General features: G+C 44.0%; 17 protein-coding genes. 10 read left to right on the top strand and 7 right to left on the bottom strand.

Annotated elements, in window-relative coordinates; all coding sequences use genetic code 11:
- Window positions 1-24: 24 nt before the first annotated feature.
- From K370_RS04645 to kdsB, 9 genes are all read left to right on the top strand, one after another.
- The gene (locus K370_RS04645) at window positions 25-1320 is read left to right on the top strand and encodes a lipoprotein-releasing ABC transporter permease subunit (RefSeq protein WP_047539331.1); all 1296 of its coding nucleotides are present in this window, start codon (window positions 25-27) and stop codon (window positions 1318-1320) included.
- A complete protein-coding gene (gene lolD, locus K370_RS04640; protein WP_047539328.1) occupies window positions 1313-1987 on the top strand; it encodes a lipoprotein-releasing ABC transporter ATP-binding protein LolD in 675 nt (224 codons plus the stop codon). Before K370_RS04645 ends, lolD begins: the two co-directional genes overlap by 8 nt.
- Before the next feature lie 22 nt (window positions 1988-2009).
- On the top strand, window positions 2010-4487 hold the full coding sequence (locus K370_RS04635) for a DNA internalization-related competence protein ComEC/Rec2 (protein ID WP_047539325.1): 2478 nt from the start codon (window positions 2010-2012) through the stop codon (window positions 4485-4487).
- A gap of 76 nt (window positions 4488-4563) precedes the next feature.
- Window positions 4564-5169: a MotA/TolQ/ExbB proton channel family protein gene (locus tag K370_RS04630; RefSeq protein WP_047539322.1), complete on the top strand. Its 606-nt coding sequence runs from the start codon at window positions 4564-4566 to the stop codon at window positions 5167-5169.
- Between the two features lie 155 nt (window positions 5170-5324).
- Window positions 5325-5747, top strand: a complete 423-nt coding sequence (locus K370_RS04625) for an ExbD/TolR family protein (protein WP_047539319.1) — start codon at window positions 5325-5327, stop codon at window positions 5745-5747.
- A gap of 147 nt (window positions 5748-5894) precedes the next feature.
- Entirely contained in the window at window positions 5895-7649 is a 1755-nt protein-coding gene (gene msbA / locus K370_RS04620) for a lipid A export permease/ATP-binding protein MsbA (RefSeq protein ID WP_047541638.1), read from the top strand.
- A 19-nt stretch (window positions 7650-7668) separates the two neighbouring features.
- Window positions 7669-8691 (top strand): tetraacyldisaccharide 4'-kinase, encoded by a 1023-nt coding sequence (gene lpxK / locus K370_RS04615; RefSeq protein ID WP_047539316.1) that lies wholly within the window; start codon window positions 7669-7671, stop codon window positions 8689-8691.
- 81 nt (window positions 8692-8772) lie between these two features.
- Window positions 8773-8976 carry a Trm112 family protein gene (locus tag K370_RS04610; protein WP_047539313.1) on the top strand — a complete coding sequence of 68 codons (204 nt, stop codon included), beginning with the start codon at window positions 8773-8775 and terminating at the stop codon, window positions 8974-8976.
- Window positions 8977-9009: 33 nt separating this feature from the next.
- A complete protein-coding gene (kdsB, locus tag K370_RS04605) occupies window positions 9010-9750 on the top strand; it encodes a 3-deoxy-manno-octulosonate cytidylyltransferase (protein WP_047539310.1) in 741 nt (246 codons plus the stop codon).
- A gap of 35 nt (window positions 9751-9785) precedes the next feature.
- Here kdsB and K370_RS04600 read toward each other — a convergent pair whose 3' ends face one another.
- From K370_RS04600 to sucC, 6 genes are all read right to left on the bottom strand, one after another.
- A complete protein-coding gene (locus K370_RS04600; protein WP_047539308.1) occupies window positions 9786-10133 on the bottom strand; it encodes a DMT family protein in 348 nt (115 codons plus the stop codon).
- Window positions 10134-10232: 99 nt separating this feature from the next.
- Window positions 10233-10571 carry a P-II family nitrogen regulator gene (locus K370_RS04595; protein WP_047539305.1) on the bottom strand — a complete coding sequence of 113 codons (339 nt, stop codon included), beginning with the start codon at window positions 10569-10571 and terminating at the stop codon, window positions 10233-10235.
- Between the two features lie 135 nt (window positions 10572-10706).
- Entirely contained in the window at window positions 10707-12311 is a 1605-nt protein-coding gene (locus K370_RS04590; protein WP_047539302.1) for an NAD+ synthase, read from the bottom strand.
- An 18-nt stretch (window positions 12312-12329) separates the two neighbouring features.
- Window positions 12330-13286, bottom strand: a complete 957-nt coding sequence (locus K370_RS04585; protein ID WP_047539299.1) for an ankyrin repeat domain-containing protein — start codon at window positions 13284-13286, stop codon at window positions 12330-12332.
- A 7-nt stretch (window positions 13287-13293) separates the two neighbouring features.
- Complete coding sequence (gene sucD / locus K370_RS04580) at window positions 13294-14178, bottom strand: succinate--CoA ligase subunit alpha (protein WP_047539296.1); 885 nt, start codon at window positions 14176-14178, stop codon at window positions 13294-13296.
- Window positions 14178-15347, bottom strand: coding sequence for an ADP-forming succinate--CoA ligase subunit beta (sucC, locus tag K370_RS04575; protein WP_047539294.1), 1170 nt, complete (start codon window positions 15345-15347; stop codon window positions 14178-14180). Before sucC ends, sucD begins: the two co-directional genes overlap by 1 nt.
- A 113-nt stretch (window positions 15348-15460) precedes the next feature.
- On the opposite strand from sucC, the gene K370_RS04570 reads away from it, so the two are divergent.
- A complete protein-coding gene (locus tag K370_RS04570) occupies window positions 15461-16063 on the top strand; it encodes a cysteine hydrolase family protein (protein ID WP_047539289.1) in 603 nt (200 codons plus the stop codon).
- Window positions 16064-16138: 75 nt separating this feature from the next.
- On the opposite strand, the gene K370_RS04565 is transcribed toward K370_RS04570, so the two are convergent.
- Window positions 16139-16933 (bottom strand): hypothetical protein, encoded by a 795-nt coding sequence (locus K370_RS04565; protein ID WP_047539287.1) that lies wholly within the window; start codon window positions 16931-16933, stop codon window positions 16139-16141.
- Between the last annotated feature and the right edge of the window lie 186 nt (window positions 16934-17119).

The following is a 17119-nucleotide window of genomic DNA, read 5'->3' as shown; positions in this document are numbered from 1 at the left end:
GCATTAACTGCTAAGATTCAGCCTATGTCACTCATCTCAACCGTGTTATCAACGATCGAATCAAAATTACCATTTGAACTGTTTGTTGGTCTGCGCTACACCAAAGCCAAGCGCAAAAATCATTTTATTTCGTTTATTTCATTGACTAGTATGGTCGGCATTGCGCTGGGTGTCGCTGCGCTAATCGTCGTGCTGTCGGTGATGAACGGTTTTCAGGCAGAGCTACGCAACCGCATTTTAGGTGTGGCTTCACATTTGGAAATTACTGGCGCTAATAATCAGTTAAGCGATTGGCCCGCATTGGCAAGCCAAGTGAAAGCTAACCCAAAAGTAAAAGCCAGTGCGCCTTATGTGATGGCACAGGGCATGCTGAGTTACGGTCAAGGCGTGCAGGGCGCCATTGTGCGTGGCGTATTGCCTAAGCTGGAAGATGGTGTGGCGGATTTAGGTCGCCACATGAAAGTGGGCAGTCTGGATGATTTGCGCGCGGGCGAATTCAATATTGTATTAGGTACCGATTTAGCACAGTTATTAGGCGTAGGTGTCGGCGAAAAAGTGGTGTTAATGGCACCGCAAGGGCAATTTACGCCGACTGGTGTTGTGCCACGCATCAAGCAGTTTAGGGTAGTCGGATTGTTCCAGATTGGGATGTATGAGTACGATGCCGGTTTAGCCTTGATTCATATCGACGATGCATCAAAGCTGTATCGCATGGGCAACAATGTATCGGGCTTGCGCTTAAAGCTGGATGATTTATTCGATGCGCCTGCGATGTCTTACCAGCTGACTCAAGATTTAAGCAAAGACGGCGCCAGCAGCTATTTTGTGACCGATTGGACGCAGCAGCATGCCAATTTCTTTAAAGCAGTGCAATTAGAAAAACGCGTGATGTTTATTATTCTGACTTTAATTGTGGCGGTTGCGGCCTTTAATATCGTGTCTACTTTGGTGATGGCGGTGACGGATAAGCGCGCCGATGTTGCCATCATGCGTACTTTTGGCGCCAGTCCTGGCAGCATCATGCGGATTTTTATTGTGCAAGGCGCACTAATTGGGATGATTGGTACTGTACTGGGTGCAGCGTCAGGCGTGCTGATTGCCTTGAATATTGACACTATTGTGCCATTTATAGAGCGTGTGTTTCAGGTACAGTTTTTAGCCAAAGATGTCTATTACATCAGCGATTTGCCGTCCAAAGTAGAGTGGTCGGATGTGTCCACCATTATTGTGATGTCTTTTGTGTTAAGCCTGCTGGCAACACTGTACCCCAGCTATAAAGCCTCTAAAATCAACCCTGCCGAGGCGTTAAGATATGAGTAATATTATTCAATGCAATGCCTTAACTAAAACCTATACCGGTTTAGATGTTGCCGTATTAAATGGCATTGATTTAAGTGTGCATACAGGTGAGCAAATCGCCATTGTCGGTACATCGGGTTCGGGCAAAAGTACCTTGTTACATTTGCTGGGTGGCTTAGATGCGCCAACTAGCGGCGCAGTTGAGTTGATGGGGAAAAACTTAAGTCAATTATCCGAAACTCAAAAGGGCCAATTGCGTAATCAAAGCTTGGGTTTTGTGTATCAGTTTCATCATCTATTGCCAGAGTTTACCGCAATCGAAAACGTCGCTATGCCTTTGCTGATTCGCCGCGTTCATCGCGCTGAAGCATTAGCCACTGCAAAAGAAATTCTCGATAAAGTAGGGTTAACTCATCGTTTAGAACACATGCCAGGTGAACTTTCTGGTGGTGAACGTCAACGTGCCGCGCTTGCGCGTGCTTTAGTGACAAAGCCTGCTTGCATCTTGGCGGATGAACCAACGGGTAATTTGGACAGGGTGACGGCTAATCTGGTGTTTGATTTGTTGCTGGAAATCAATAAAGCGCAAAATACTAGCCTGGTCGTGGTTACGCACGATTTAAGTTTGGCCGCAAAAATGCAACGCCAGTACCGCTTGGTGGATGGTAAGCTGCAGACGCTTGATTGATGTTAAGTGATTAATTAAGGCGATGAACCTGTTTGCAATTGGCTTTGTGTTAGGAGCTTGGTTGCTGCAACAACAGCCGGCATTGCCCAGTACATATGTCTATTTAGCCATTCTACCAATGGCTTTTTTGACTTTTAGAATAGCCACAACTCAACTCTTACTTATTCAGCGCGAGTCGTTATTTAATTCACAAATTACTCAGTTTTTAAAAAAGTTAAGTCTTTTTATCTGCGCAATTTTGCTCGGTTTTTATTGGGCGGCTGGTTCTGCCAGTTTACGATTAAGCGATGAGTTGCCCAAAGAATGGCAGCAAAAAAGTATCGAGCTGATTGGCGTGATTGCCTCGTTGCCAGAAGTGACCGAGCGTGGTGAGCGATTTAAGTTTGATGTTGAAAAAGTGTTAACTGAAGACGCCACTAACAGCTTAAAAGTCCCTGCGCATATTTCACTTAATTTTTATCGCAATAATAAAACGGCAACCCCAGAAAGTAATCCGCCAGAAAATACTGGCGCAAATAATTATTTTCATGCAGGTGAACGTTGGCAATTTACCGTGAAACTAAAGCGCCCACACACCACTTATAACCCGCATGGTTTCGATTTTGAGGCGTGGGCTTTAAGTGAAAATATGCGTGCCACTGGCAGCATTAACCAGAAAAGTAATCATAAAAAATTAAGTAACTTTGTATTTAAGCCTAATTATATTGTTGAGCACTTTCGCGAAAAAGTCGGCAATCGCATTTCGAATGCTTTAATCAATCAACCCTATGCCGGTGTAATTCGCGCGCTGGTCGTGGGTGATGATAGCCAGATTTCACCTGCCGATTGGAATGTGTACTTACGCACAGGCACCAATCATTTGATGAGTATTTCTGGACTGCATATCACCATGCTGGCTGGTCTGGCTTTTGCAGTAACAGCTTTTGTTTGGCGGCGAGTACCAAGGTTGGTGATGTATTTCCCCACGCGAAAAGCGGCGACAATTGCCGGGTTAATCATCGCGGTATTGTATGCATGCTTGGCTGGCCTGTCCGTCCCCACGCAACGTACCTTGTTTATGCTCATGACATTTGCCTTGGCGTTATTATTAGGACGCAATTTAGCCATTTCGCGTGCCTTGTCCATTGCGCTGGTCGTGGTTGTGCTGATTGATCCATGGGCAGTCATTGCGCCGGGTTTTTGGTTGTCATTTTCCGCAGTGGTACTGATCGCTTATGTGAGTGTTGGCAGATTAAAAACGCAACATTGGTTAGTGGAAGCGGTGAGAACGCAATGGGCCATTACCTTGGGTTTATTGCCACTGTTAATCGCTATGTTCGGTCAGGCTTCCATTATTTCACCGCTAGCCAATGCACTGGCTATTCCTGTTATCAGCTTAATTGTCGTGCCCTTAAGCATTGTTGGCAGCCTGTTGCCTATTGATTTTGTATTGCAAGCAGCGCATTGGGTGCTGGATATTTGTATGCACGGCTTGCATTGGCTGGCAAATTTGCCGATGGCGGTTTGGCAGCAATCTACGCCACCTGCTTGGGCGATACTTGTTGCCGTGCTTGGTGCATTGTGGTTACTGCTACCACGTGGTTTTCCGCAGCGCTGGCTGGGTCTGGTCTTGTTCTTACCTTTGTTTTTTGTAAAACCAGTAGTGCTGAATAGTGGCGAAATGCAAGTGAGCGTGTTGGATGTAGGGCAGGGATTAAGTGTGGTGATTAAAACGGCAAATCATACTTTTTTGTATGATGCGGGTAGCCGCTATTCCGCACAAAGTAATGCAGGTAGCCGTATTGTTGTGCCTTACTTGCGCAGTATGGGTGTAGCAAAATTAAATGGTTTTGTGGTGAGCCACAATGATACGGACCATAGCGGTGGCGCAGCCTCTGTTTTGACGCAAATACCAGTTGGTTGGTTAGCAACTTCTTTTGATGTGGCGACTGATATGGTACCAGCTGATTTTGACGCAGATTCGCGAGTTAAAAAACACTTGAAGTGTTTTGCGGGTCAACGCTGGCGGTGGGATGGCGTGGATTTTCAGGTGTTATATCCAAGCAGGGAAAGCTATCAACATCTGGAAATAACAGACAATAATAGAAGTTGTGTCATTCGAGTTAACAGCGCATTCGGTAGTCTGTTATTGGCAGGCGATATCGAAAAAAAAGCAGAAGCAGAGTTACTAAGAATGTATCCAAGCCAGCTTGCAAGCGATGTCTTGATTGTGCCGCATCATGGTAGCAAAACATCCTCAACCTTAGCTTTCATTCAAGCAGTTGGTGCAAAACATGCCATATTTACTGTGGGTTATTTAAACCGATTCAAGCATCCGAAAGATGTGATTGAAAAACGGCATGTTGACGCAGGTGCAGTGGTTTATCGCTCAGATTACAATGGTGCCGTTTTGCTGGATTTTATGGCGGGTAAGCCATTAAAAATTGATACTTGGCGGCAGGTGCAGCCGCGATATTGGCATGATAGATACGAGGGCGCTGATTTAAAGGCACAAAATTAACAAAACTGGAACTTGCCGAAAATCTAGCTTCAAGCTAAAGTAGCAGCAGTTTTTTTAAAACATAAGGAGTTTTGCTGTGTGGGAAATTATTCTGGCCGCTGGCTGGCCAATTTGGCCATTGATTATCGCTTCAATTATCGCATTAGCTATTATAGGCGAACGTTCCTGGGCCTTGCGAAACGAGGCGGTAACTCCCGCTAATTTGTTACCAGAAGTACAAAAATGGTTAAATCAAGGCGGCGTAACCAGAGAAACCTTAGTTAAACTTGAAAAACACTCTTTGCTTGGCGAAGTGTTTGCCAGTGCTCTAGCCAATGCTAAAAACTCACGTGAGATTACCAAAGAAGCTATTGAAGAAACCGGCCGCGCAGTAGCGCATAAATTAGAGCGTTATCTGCCAACTTTAGGAACGATTGCCACCGTGGCACCGTTGCTGGGTTTACTTGGTACGGTAATCGGTATGGTTGAGCTGTTCGGTTCTTTCACCAGCAGCGGTCACGATGTTGCACAATTTGCACGCGGTATTTCAGTGGCACTTTATAATACGGCAGCCGGTATTGTCGTTGCGGTGCCTGCGATGATTGCCTACCGCTACTTCCGTGCAAAAGTAGATGGTTTGCTAGTGGATATGGAACAACAAGCGATTAAGTTGGTAGAAATTCTACACAACGAACGCAAGTAATTAGTAATTCACTTAAAATCACGCTAATACGGCGTTGTTTTTTCTTGTCGTACAATAAGTACTACCTATGAAAAAATGCCTTGTCTTAGCGTGATTTAAAGCAAATTATGCTATAAGTAACCGGTTACTTAATCATTTGATTTAAAAGGTTAAACATGAATTTTCAACGTGGTAAGCGGCACGAAGAGCTAGAGATGAACCTGGTGCCTTTAATCGATGTGCTCTTGGTTATTATCATTTTCCTGGTGGTCAGTGCAACTTTTGCGCGCACTAGCGAACTGCAAATCAATTTACCAACGGCAGAGGCCAGTACTCCGCAAGAAAAGCCACTCATTATTACGGTAGAAGTTGATGCGAGCGGACACTATCTGGTTAATGGTAATGAAGTTGGTGGTGGTGGTGTGGATGAGATTTCTGCCGCACTGATCAAAGCCGTGGGTAGCGGTAAAGAGCCTACAATTGTGATTAATGCTGACGCAAAAGCCACACATCAATCGGTTGTGAATGTGATGGAGGCATCCAGATTGGCTAATTACACGCATATTACTTTTGCAACCCAGCTTAGCTCGGGTAGCTAGCTAGATTTGCTTTAGTTGTTTTTTTAGATGCTGTCGTTGAATTTTATTAGTCACCATATTGGTTTATATTCCATTGCCTTACCTTATATTGTCCTGCATTGATTTTAAGCACTCTTATTTTTGTACCCCAATTCGGCTGATGAATTAATGTCGAAATCCTCACGTAGAAAAGAAGCTATTCCGCACGTTGCAAACGCAAAATTACTGTATTTGCGTCTGTTTCGCTACGCCTGGCGCTACAAAGTTTACTTTCTAATCAGCATTTTTGCGCTCGTCGTATTGTCAGCTAGTAATACTGGCTTTTTGGCATTGATTAAAAAAGTGACTGATGAAGGCTTTGTTCAACGGTCTCCAGATAAAGTCTATATATTGCCACTCATGTTATTCGGTTTAATGGCGATTAGAGCGCTCGCTGGTTTCGTTTCGATGTATTACATGCGCTGGATAGCGCGCCATGTGGTCGAAGTCATTAGAAACGAAGCTTTTAGTAAGCTCATGTTATTACCTGTCAGTTATTTTGATGCGGGCTCTTCCAGCGTAACGGTTTCTAAACTCACTTACGATACAGAGCGACTTTCTACTGTTTCAACACGTGTCGCATTATCCGTCATTCAGGATGCGTTAACCGCAATTGGCTTGCTGGGTTATATGCTGTATTTAGATTGGAAATTGACACTTATTTTTGTAGTTATTACCCCCTTAATGGCGCTTTATTTACGCAAAATGACCCCAAGGTTACGAGCTAGTGCCAAACGTGTGCAAGAATCCATGGGAGATATGACCAAAGCGGCTGAGGAGGCAATTGCAGGGCAGCGCATCGTTAAGATTTTTGGCGCAGGTGAATATGAAACGAACCGATTTGGCAAAATCGTAGGCAATAATCGCCATATTGAATTACGCTTAACACGTATTTCTGGCCTAAATAGCTTTGTGATTGAAATACTGGCAGCAATTGCACTGGGTTTAGTGGTTTATTACGCCGTAGGCAAGTTCAGCGCGGGTGAGTTTGCTGCATTTGTTGGTGCTTTACTCATGTTAATTGCGCCAATTAAACATTTAACGGCAGCTAATGAAGAGTTTCAGATTGGTTTGGCTGCAGCGCAAAGTGTCTTTCAGGTGATAGATAGCCCTATTGAAGTCAATGATGGCGAAAAAACCATTCAACGCGCCAAAGGTGGAATTGAGTTCAGAAACGTCAGTTTACGTTATGCCAATGCCAAAAAACTCGCATTAGATAATCTTAACTTTACAATTCAGCCGGGTGAAAAGCTCGCTTTAGTCGGGCGCTCTGGCGGTGGTAAAACGACGATGGTGAATTTGTTGCCACGTTTTTACGAGTTACAACAAGGCTTAGTTTTGCTGGACGGCGTAGATATTCGCGCGCTGGAATTAAAGAATCTGCGCAGCCAGTTTTCATTAGTCAGCCAAGATATTGTACTGTTTAACGACACCATTTTTAACAATATTGCTTATGGTGCATTGCGGAACTCGACTGAAGAAGAAGTGATTGAAGCGGCTAAAGCAGCGCATGCTTGGGAGTTTATTCAGCAATTGCCTGATGGTTTACAAAATGAGATTGGCGATAGAGGTGTGCGGCTTTCGGGCGGGCAGCGCCAACGGATTGCAATCGCCCGCGCCATACTCAAAAATGCGCCCATTCTATTGCTAGATGAGGCCACCAGTGCGCTGGATACGGAATCTGAACAGTTTGTGCAAGCTGCTTTGGACACTTTAATGCAAGGTCGCACTACAATTGTGATTGCACATCGATTAAGTACCATTGAAAATGCCGATAGAATTTTAGTGATGGATCATGGCAAAATTGTCGAATCAGGTTCGCATCAAGATTTAATCGGTAAAAATGGCTATTACAGTAAGTTGTATCAAAAAGAGTTTGATTAACAACGTTTATATAGTTTAGATGACGTTCACTCAAGAGATTATTCAGCAAGCCTGGCGCAAAAGAAATGCACTTTTTTACTGGGTTTTGGTACCGCTTTCATGGCTTTTCGCACTGTTGACTTTACTCAGGCGCTGGGCTTACCGTCTTGGCGTTCTGAAGTCTCACCAATTACCGGTTCCTGTCATTATTGTTGGTAATATCCACATTGGCGGTAGCGGCAAAACTCCTGTTGTTGTTTGGCTGGTAGAGCAATTAAAACAACAGGGTTATCATCCTGCTGTTATTAGTCGCGGCTATGGTGGCAGTGCAAAATTGCCGACTGCCGTTAATGCGAATAGCAACCCAAAAATAGTAGGCGATGAGCCTGTGCTGATTGCAAATCGCTGTGATTGCCCGATATGGGTTGGTGCAGATCGCGCACGCGTCGGGCTTGAATTGCTAAAGGCACATCCAGATTGCAACGTGATTATCAGCGATGACGGTTTGCAGCATTATCGCTTACAACGTGATATGGAAATTGCGGTGATTGATGCCGAAAATTATTTAAACAACGCCAATTTGCTGCCTGCTGGTTCGTTAAGGGAATCCATCAGTCGTTTGCAAACGGTGGATGCTGTGATTAAAAATGGGCAAGTGAGTGCAGAAGTTCATCATCCAGCTAGTGTGACAAATGCTTACTTAATGCAGTTAACTGGATCAGAATTCTACAACTTAGCTAAGCCTACTTTAAAAGCCACGGCTGTAGACTTTAAGCGTAAAAGTATTAAGGCGCTGGCCGGGATTGGTCATCCAGCACGTTTTTTTGAGCATTTGCGCCAGTTGGGTTTAAACTTTTCTTCATCCAGTTTTGATGATCATCATCCGTTTACAGCATTGGATTTAGCTAAAATGGAATGTGATGTTCTGCTGATGACTGAAAAAGATGCCGTAAAATGTAAATCCTTTGCTAAACCACATCATTGGGTATTACCCATAGAGGCAAAGATTGAAGGTGATTTGATGCAACTGGTTTTGCAAAAAATGCAAAATCGGAAACATTAAACCCTTAATGCTCAATGAATTCTAGTTCCGAGTATTATGTATATTAAATTCAATATCAAACTGATATAAAAAGGCATCAACATGGATTCTAAATTACTGAATATCCTGGTCTGTCCTGTGACCAAAGGCCCATTGATTCTTGATAAAAAAAACAATGAGCTTATTTCCAAGTCTGCGCGGCTTGCTTATCCCATTCGCGATGGTATTCCGGTAATGTTGCAGGAAGAAGCACGAAAAATCGGCCCAGATGAGAAAATTGGCACTGACGAAAAAGCGGCTGAGTAAAATACTTAACGATTAAATCTGCGGATAATTTAAGTGACATTTAAAGTTGTGATTCCTGCGCGTTATGCCAGTACGCGTTTGCCCGGCAAGCCATTGCTGGATATTGCTGGCAAGCCGATGGTGATACGCGTGGCCGAACAAGCGGCAAAAAGTGGCGCAAGTGAAATTGTGATTGCCACTGACTTTGAAAAAATCAGCCAAGTTGCCGCTCAGCACGATATTAAAGCCGTGATGACGCATATCGATCATGCTTCTGGCACCGAAAGAATCGCGGAGGTTGCACAAAAGCTTAGTTGGTCAGATGGCGATATTGTGGTGAATGTGCAGGGTGACGAGCCACTGATTGAGCCTGCATTAATTGCCGAAGTAGCGCAACATTTGGCCAATAGTAAAGATGCCGTGATGGCGACCGCTTGCCATGCGATTCACGATGAAGCTGCGTTGCTAAACTCCAATATCGTTAAAGTGGTAATAGATGCCCATGGCAACGCCTTGTATTTTAGCCGCGCACCAATCCCATATCCGCGTGATGACGTTTATAAAAACAACATTCAAGCCTATCGCCATATTGGCATTTACGCATACCGCGTGGGATTTTTAAAGCAATATGCAGAGCTAGCCAGTACAGAACTGGAAAAAATCGAGAGTTTAGAGCAACTGCGCGTACTGCATCATGGCTATAAAATCGGTGTGACAATTACTAGAAATGCACCAGCGAGTGGTGTGGATACGCAAGAAGATCTGGATTACGTAAGGCGTTTATTTTTAATTTAATACATTAAATGCATTAATAAAACCAAATACACTCATTAAGTGTTTGTCCGAAACATAAAATAAACCGCACCCAGCAAACACAAACCCGCCCATAAAAAATCCAGCTTAAGCGGTTGGTGCATGTAAAAAACCGCAAATGGCACAAATACACTTAAGGTAATCACTTCTTGCAGTATTTTAAGTTGTGCCAGCGATAGTACAGTAAAGCCGATGCGGTTAGCTGGCACTTGAAACAAGTATTCCATTAACGCAATGCCCCAACTAGCCAGCGCGGCAATTATCCAAGGTTTATTGTTAAGTTCTTTGAGATGCGCATACCAGGCAAATGACATAAAGACGTTTGCGACTGTGAGCAATAGAATGGTTTTTAGGATTGCTGGCATTTATAAGAAATGCAATCTTGGAATGGAAAAATGCACACAAATTAACAAACTGAATTAATTAACCTGCACGCTATTCGTTGATTGTGTCTGTGATGAAGATTAAATCGCAGACTCGCCTGTTTCTCCCGTTCTAATCCGAATCACTTGTTCAACTGAGCTAACAAATATTTTACCGTCACCGATTTTGCCGGTATGGGCGGATTTGATAATGGCTTCTACCGCAGCATCTACCATTTCATCCGTCAAAACCAGTTCAATTTTGATTTTAGGCAAAAAATCCACCACATATTCCGCGCCGCGATATAGTTCTGTGTGACCTTTTTGACGACCAAAACCTTTCACCTCTGTCACTGTTAAGCCATTTACACCAATTTCAGAGAGCGACTCGCGTACTTCGTCCAGTTTAAATGGTTTAATCACCGCTTCAATTTTTTTCATGCTCGTTCCTGTCAGTTAGTTTGGTACTTATTTTGAATCTGTTTTTAGTTCTGGTGCGATTCTTAGTAAATCTGATTTTAACTAAACAATCGTTTTATTTTATATAGTTTTTAAATCAATTTGATGCATTTAAAATCAAGCATCAAATTTTAATTTGGCGGTAATAGGGTAGCGTCTGTCTTTGCCAAATCCGCGCTGGGTAATTCTAACGCCAACTGGCGCTTGGCGACGTTTATATTCATTGCGATCAATCAAATTGGTGACTTTAAACACATCTTTTTCGCTGAATCCCAATTGCATAATCGCATTGCGGCTTAAATCGTCTTCTACATACGCTTGCATAATGGCATCTAAAATTTCGTATGCGGGCAAGCTGTCTTGGTCTGTCTGATTCGCGCGCAGTTCTGCACTTGGCGCACGGGTAATGATGCGCGTTGGAATCACTGGCGAAATGCTGTTGCGGTATTCTGCCAGTTTATATACCAGCGTTTTTGGCACATCCTTCAGCAGTGAAAAGCCGCCAGCCATATCACCATATAAAGTACTGTAACCAACTGCCATTTCGGATTTATTACCAGTAGTGAGGACGATGCTGCCAAATTTGTTGGAAAGTGCCATTAACAGCATGCCACGAATACGTGCTTGTAAATTTTCTTCTGCGGTATCAAACGGTAAATCGCCAAATTCCGGCGCAAGCGTATCGCAAAATAAGTTAAATAAATCTTTAATGGGAATCTGGCTATATTTAACGCCGACCAAATTAGCCATTTCGATGGCATCGTCTACGCTGATATTAGCGGTAAATTCGGATGACATCATGACGACTTTTACGCGATCACTGCCCAGGGCATCTACCGCAACTGCCAGTGTCAACGCAGAGTCGATGCCGCCAGATAAACCTAATACAACGCTGGGGAAGCTATTTTTATTCACATAATCTTGCAAACCTAATTTGAGCGCGTGATATACAGTTGCTTCAAGACTGAGTTGCGGACTTAGTGTGCTTGGTTGCGGTTGGTGATTCACAAACTCTACAAAACTTAATGCTTCAATAAAGTTAGGTAATTGGTGCGTTACTTTGCCGGTGTTATCCAGCACAAATGAGCCACCATCAAACACCAATTCATCTTGTCCCCCAACTAGATTGACATACACTACACTCAGACCTGTTTCGCTTACGCGCTCTGCAAGTACTTCGTAGCGAGTTTGCAATTTATCCATGTGGTAAGGTGATGCGTTGAGTGACAATAAAATCTCTGCGCCAGCTTGTTTGGCACGGATGGCTGGGTTGGATTCCCACCCATCGGCACAAATTATCACGCCAATTTTTGTGCCTGAATGCTCAAAAACTAAGGGCGTATTTCCTGCCTCAAAATAACGCTCTTCATCAAATACGCTGTAATTGGGCAAGCATTGTTTGTGGTAAGTAGCGGTAATTTTGCCATTTTCAAGAATAGAAGCCGCGTTAAAAAGACTCCCATTTTCTTGTTTGGGGTGACCAATTAATAGCGTGATATTGGGTAAAGAGTGAGCGATTTTTTGTAATGCACGTTCGCACGCAACATTAAAATCATCCCTAAATAATAGATCTTCTGGTGGGTAACCGCACAAGGCCAGTTCTGGCGTAATGATCAAACTCGCACCGGCAGCATGCGCACGGTTGGCGTAATCTATGATTTTATTGGTGTTGCCAGCAATATCGCCAACAATACAATTAATTTGCGCTAAAGCGATTTTCATTTTGAAGGATTGAGCGCGTTAATATTTGCCGCCTGCATCTTTGATTAGCTTAACTATTTCGCTATCACCTTTTTTGAGCGCGTAAACGTAAGCAGTTAAGCCGTATTTATCGCGCGCTTTTATATTGGCTTTATGTGCAAGTAATAGTTTTACCAATTCTGCAGAGCCAATATCGACCGCCAATTGTAAGAGTGGTGTGCCTTCAGAGTCTTGATGGTTTACGTCGGCGCCTTTTTCAATCAGTACTTTAGCCGTTTCAAACTGCGATTTTTTGATTGCCCAAGTCAGCGCCGTCCAATGCGATTGGTCTTCTAAATCTGCATTTGCACCTTTATCCAACATAAAAGCAACCGCTGGCGCATGGCCTTCACGCGCGGCATACATGAGAGCCGTAGTGCCTAATCGGTCACCTGTATTGGGTTTTGCGCCTTTTGTCATTAATGATTCGATAGTTGGAATATCACCACTTTTTGCTGCATACATCAGTGCAGTTTTGCCGTCATCTGCTTTGGCATTGGCATCTACACCATGTTGAATCATTAAGTTAACCACTTCAGAATAACCGGAAGTTGCCGCCATTCCAAATGCGCTCCAGCCGCTTTCATCGCGAATTTTCGGATCAGCGCCTTTTTCAAGCAATACTTTTACTGTGGCAACATGGTTTTTTTTGGCTGCAAACATCAATGCAGTCCAGCCACCTTTGTCTTTTGCATTAATCTCTGCACCTTTATTAATTAAAGTTGCAACCACATCAGCCCGATCTTTGCGTGCAGCGTACATCAGTGCCGTAATGTCATTTTCATCTTTAGTATTGGCATTGACGCCGCCATCCAGCATGGCTTTTACCGTGACTACATCACCTTTGGATGCGGCTGTTAATAGGTAGGGAACATCTTCCGCAAAGCTTAATTGTGTTGCGAGACTTAATATTAAGCCAGCAACAAAACTTGTTATTCCACCATTGTTTATCTTCAAGAGTTAATTACCTTTTCGATTTTAACTGTATTGCCTGAGCAACAGCTTCACCCAAGCCTGCGGGCGAGCTAGCGACCACGCAACCTGCATTTTCCAATGCTGAAATCTTATCTTCGGCACGGCCACTGCCGCCAGAGATAATCGCCCCAGCATGTCCCATGCGCTTGCCTGCGGGTGCGGTTAAGCCTGCAATATAGGCCGCAACCGGTTTAGTGACATGGTGTTTGATAAAGTCAGCCGCGGCTTCTTCGTCAGAACCACCGATTTCACCCACCATAATAATCGCTTCCGTTTCAGGGTCTGCTTCAAACAATGTTAAGCATTCAATGAAATTTAAGCCTTTAATCGGGTCGCCGCCTATACCCACACAGGTTGTTTGACCTAAACCCAACGCAGTAGTTTGATGCACGGCTTCATAAGTGAGCGTGCCAGAGCGCGATACTACGCCCACCTTGCCGCGCAGATGAATACTGCCTGGCATAATGCCGATTTTGCATTCGTCAGGAGTGATAATTCCAGGGCAATTTGGGCCAATCAGTCTGGCGCCATTCGCTTTTAATGCGGCTTTAACGTTTAACATATCCAATACTGGTATGCCTTCGGTAATGCACACAATCAATTCAATACCAGCGTCCGCAGCTTCTAAAATCGAATCTGCCGCATAAGGTGGTGGTACATAAATCACACTGGCGTTGGCTTGTGTTTCGCGTACGGCTTCGCGCATGGTGTTGAATACAGGCAGGTTAAGGTGCAGTTGACCACCTTTGCCAGGTGTCACGCCCCCAACCATTTTGGTGCCATATGCTAACGCCTGCTCTGAATGGAATGTGCCTTGTTTGCCAGTAAAACCTTGGCATAAAACACGGGTGTTTTTATTCACTAAGATGGCCATTATGCTGCCGCCTTTACTGAGTTGACGGCTTGTTTAGCTGCATCGGTTAGATTCTCAGCCGAGATAATATTTAGCCCGCTTTCGCGTAACATTTGTTTGCCTAACTCTACATTGGTGCCTTCTAAACGCACCACAACAGGAATGGACATACCTACTTCTTTTACTGCAGCGATAATGCCTGCGGCGATAATATCGCAACGCATGATGCCGCCAAAAATGTTCACTAAAATCGCTTTAACGTTGTCGTCAGCCAGAATAATTTTAAACGCTTTGGTCACCGTTTCAGCCGTTGCACCGCCGCCTACGTCCAGAAAGTTAGCTGGCATGCCGCCGTGCAGTTTAATTAAATCCATGGTCGCCATCGCTAAACCCGCGCCGTTTACCATGCAGCCGATATTGCCTGTCAGCGCAATATAGTTTAGCCCGGCGTGATGCGCCACTGCTTCTTTGGCATCGCTTTGTGACCAATCTTGTAATTCTGCCAAGATTTTTTGGCGGTATAGAGCATTATCATCCACCGTCATCTTGCAATCCAGCGCAACCAGTTTGCCATCGGTAGTGACAACTAATGGGTTGATTTCTAGCAAAGCCAGATCGTTTGCTTTAAACAGTTTGTAAAGGCCTTTTGTCAGCTTGGTAAAGGCGGCAATTTGATCGCCAACCAAGTCCAGCGCAAACGCTAAATTACGTGCTTGATAATCCACCAAACCGTTGAGCGGATCGCACACTTCTTGCAGAATTTTTTCGGGTTGCGTAGCAGCGATTTCTTCGATATCCATACCGCCTGCGGAGGATGCGATGATGACCACGCGTTCAAGCGTGCGATCAACCAGCATGGATAAATACAATTCACGCGCGATTGGCAGCGTTTGCTCAACCAAAACCTGATGCACGGGTTGGCCGTCCGGCGCATTTTGGTAGGTGACTAATGATTTGCCCAGTAGCGCGCTGGCTACCGCTTGCGCCTCATGCGCCGATTTCACAATTTTGACGCCACCTGCCTTGCCGCGGCCACCTGCATGTACTTGCGCCTTGACAACCCATGCGCTGCCTGCGATTTCTTTGGTGGCTGCCGCAGCAGCTTCTTCTGATTGCACAACGATGCCGATAGGCGTTGCAAGACCGTAACTTTGCAACAAATGTTTAGCTTGATATTCGTGTAAATTCATTTTAAAGTGATTTTTTGCTGGTTTTAATTTTAGCTAGTATTTTCGCGCAAAAGCGCGCTATAAGCTAGTAAAAAAGCGCTAAACAGCCAGATGATAATTCGGAGGGAAGTGCAATGACACAAGCATCGCAAACTTTGCGTGAAATTACTGGCATGGGTTTTGGTCACGCCAGCCTAAAAGATTCTGCTTTGATTATGGTGGATTGCCAAAATACCTATCGCCGTGGCGTGATGCAGTTAACCAACGTAGAGCCAGCGATTTTAGAGGCGCAAAAACTATTAACCATGGCGCGCGATTTAAAAGCACCTGCAATCCATATTCAGCATGATGCTGGTGTTGGTACTCCGTACGATATCACCGCAGATATAGGGGCGATTTCAACAGAAGTAGCGCCGAAAAATGGCGAGGCTGTGGTGATTAAGAATTATCCAAATTCTTTTTGGCACACTAGTTTAGAAGCGCAATTAAAAGCCTTGGGCGTTGAAAATATAGTGCTGGCTGGATTTATGACGCATATGTGTATTAACTCCACCGCACGCGGCGCATTTAATTTAGGCTTTAAACCAACTATTGTTGCCAGTGCCTGCACGACGCGCAGTTTATCAGGTGTTAACGGCAAGGTAATTGACGCACAAACCATGCATGATAGTGCGCTAGCTGCGGCAAGGGATTTGTTTGCGGTGGTGGTGGATGATGCGCTGAGTTTAAAAGCTTAACCGTCATTTACAATAAAAAAGCCATGCTAGTCTTAGCATGGCTTTTTTGCATTGATTAATGTGTTAATTAACCATCTATCTAGCCGTTATTAAGTCTTGTTCCCACGCATTGCCATATACTTTACCGTTGCGCGATAAAATGAACATTTGGTACATGCTGGTCACCCACATAAACGTGGATGCGACGCTGTAGCCGATGCCGCCAATAATCGTAAACCAGGCAAAACCAGGGTTTAACTTGGTTAGCCACCATGACAAAATATCAACAATCAAAAACGCAAATGGGAATGCGATTGCGATGATTTTTAGTGTTTTTGGCACGCCCACAGCAAAACTGAATATAAAGCCGATAAAGAAAAAGATAAAACTAATACCGAATAAATGGATATGTGATACGCGCGTTAGGCTTTGAAATGTTGCGCCCTCGCCAGTTGCCGCTACTTTTTGCACTTCTTCAAAGTTTTTAAAGTTAGGGATATTCGGTACAACACTGTGGCAAACCACACAGTTCTGCGCGAACACGCCTTTAAAATGCGCATCCCAGTCATCTTTTGGCGCACCTTTGTGTACCCATTGAATAATATCGGCACGTACTGCATCTGGTGCATTGGCTTTCATCGAGCCATTCAATTTACTTTCTAACAAGCTATGTGTGCGGTCACCGTAATAGCTGTAAACAATATCATTTTTAGATAGACCGACTTTTCCATCGGCCATGCCATGTGTAAGCATAATTTGCAAACCTGCCATCATTAAGCCGACACCGATGACTAATAAATATCCAGCAAACAAGGTTTTCAGTGGCCACGGCAAATTGGGTAAATTTAACCAAGATAAATTATTAGTAGTGTTACTTGGAGTGACATTCATGCAAATTCCTTAAACAATTGAATGAAAAATATTTTATTTTTATGATAAAAACTCTTTGATTAATTATAAGTGAGAAGCGGCCACCAAACTAGATTAATCGTAAACTAAAGTGATTAACCCTTACTATCAATGCGCTGCGTTCGTTACTTAAATATTCAACTGATATAATGTTTTATTTTTAACACA

Origin of the sequence: Methylotenera versatilis 7 (assembly GCF_000799165.1) — a bacterium.
Classification (GTDB): Bacteria; Pseudomonadota; Gammaproteobacteria; order Burkholderiales; family Methylophilaceae; genus Methylotenera_A; species Methylotenera_A versatilis_A.
Note: the sequence above shows the minus strand (reverse complement) of the source record. Positions and strands in the feature narration are given on the sequence as shown.